The organism is Microbacterium sp. BF1 (genome assembly GCF_019279095.1).
In the GTDB taxonomy this organism is placed as follows: domain Bacteria; phylum Actinomycetota; class Actinomycetes; order Actinomycetales; family Microbacteriaceae; genus Microbacterium; species Microbacterium maritypicum.
In genome coordinates this window covers 1-1,457 of sequence record NZ_JAGYWT010000577.1, presented here as the reverse complement: position 1 = coordinate 1,457, position 1,457 = coordinate 1, and the positions used below count along the sequence as shown (strand labels likewise).

The 1,457-nt window shown below is 67.5% G+C and carries 2 protein-coding genes; both read right to left on the bottom strand.

Annotated features, from left to right (window positions below):
• Positions 1–42: 42 nt before the first annotated feature.
• Positions 43–318, bottom strand: a complete 276-nt coding sequence (locus KZA10_RS15005; protein WP_218683290.1) for a YHS domain-containing protein — start codon at positions 316–318, stop codon at positions 43–45.
• A gap of 53 nt (positions 319–371) precedes the next feature.
• The coding region (locus KZA10_RS15000) for a cation-translocating P-type ATPase (RefSeq protein ID WP_218683289.1) at positions 372–1,457 on the bottom strand (1,086 nt) is incomplete at its 5' end.

Here is a 1,457-nt window from a genome sequence, read left to right as displayed (position 1 = left end):
GTTCGCGGCGCCTCTGCGTGCGCCGTGAACCCCGCGTCGGGCTCACGCCATCTGGGCGGCGTACTTGGCGGGGTCCGAGTCGAAGGCCGGACCGCACCCGGCGCAGCAGAAGTAGTATCGCTCGTCCTCGTGGTCACGGTAGAGGCCGGCGGCCTCCGCGGCCTTCTTGCTGACCGGGTTGCCGACCATGACCGGGCAGGTGGTGAGGTCATCGCCTGCTGTGCTGGTCAACAGGTTCTCGCGGCCGTTGCCTGCGGCGGCGGGGTTGATGGCGCTTGTGCTGCAACAGCTGGGAGCGGCCTCGGTGTTGTTCGTCATGCGGGATGGTTCCTTTCTCGAGTGCTTCTGGTGGAGGGAGATGGTGCGTGTCATCACTTGGCTCTGCTCTTGAACCCGCGCAGGCGCAGGCTGTTGCCGACGACGAAGACGCTGGAAAGCGCCATCGCCGCGCCGGCGAGCATGGGGTTGAGCATTCCGAGTGCGGCGACGGGGATCGCCGCGACGTTGTAGGCGAAGGCCCAGAACAGGTTGGTCTTGATCGTTCCGAGTGTCTTTCGCGACAGCCGGATCGCATCGACCGCGCTGCGCAGATCGCCGCGCACCAGGGTGATGTCGGATGCTTCGATCGCGACATCGGCGCCGGTACCCATCGCGAGTCCGAGATCGGCCTGTGCGAGCGCGGGGGCGTCGTTGACGCCGTCGCCGATCATCGCGACCACCTTGCCTTCGCGCTGCAATCGGGTGACGACATCGACCTTGTCCTTCGGGAGGACTTCGGCGATGACCTCCTCGATACCCACCTCGGCCGCGATCTGCCGGGCCACGGCCTCGTTGTCTCCGGTGAGCAGGATCGGGGTCAACCCGATCGCCTTGAACTGAGCGATCGCTTCGGCGCTGCTCGGCTTCACGGTGTCGGCCACGACGAGAATGCCTCGGGCCTGACCGTCCCACCCCACGGCGACGACGGTCTTGCCCTCGCTCTCGGCGCGGACCTTCGTCGACGCGAGTTCACGGCTCAGCTGCTGCGACCACTCGGCGAGGAGCGAATCGCGGCCGACGAGCACGGCGTGGCCGTCGACGATCCCCTGTACTCCCTTGCCCTCGATGTTCGCGAAGTCCGAGGGGGTCGGCAGAGAACCGACCTCCTGGGTCGCCCCCTTGGCGATCGCCTGTGCGATGGGGTGCTCCGAGGCATCCTCCAGGGCGCCGGCCAGCCGCAGCAGTTCTGCACGATCTGTGCGGTCCTCTGTGAAAACGCCGACGAGCGTCATCTTGCCGGTGGTGACGGTGCCGGTCTTGTCCAGCACGACGGTGTCGACCTTGCGGGTGGACTCCAGAACCTCCGGGCCCTTGATGAGCACGCCCATCTGTGCGCCGCGACCAGTGCCGACCAGAAGCGCCGTGGGGGTCGCCAGACCGAGCGCGCACGGGCAGGCGATCACGAGCACGGCGACCGC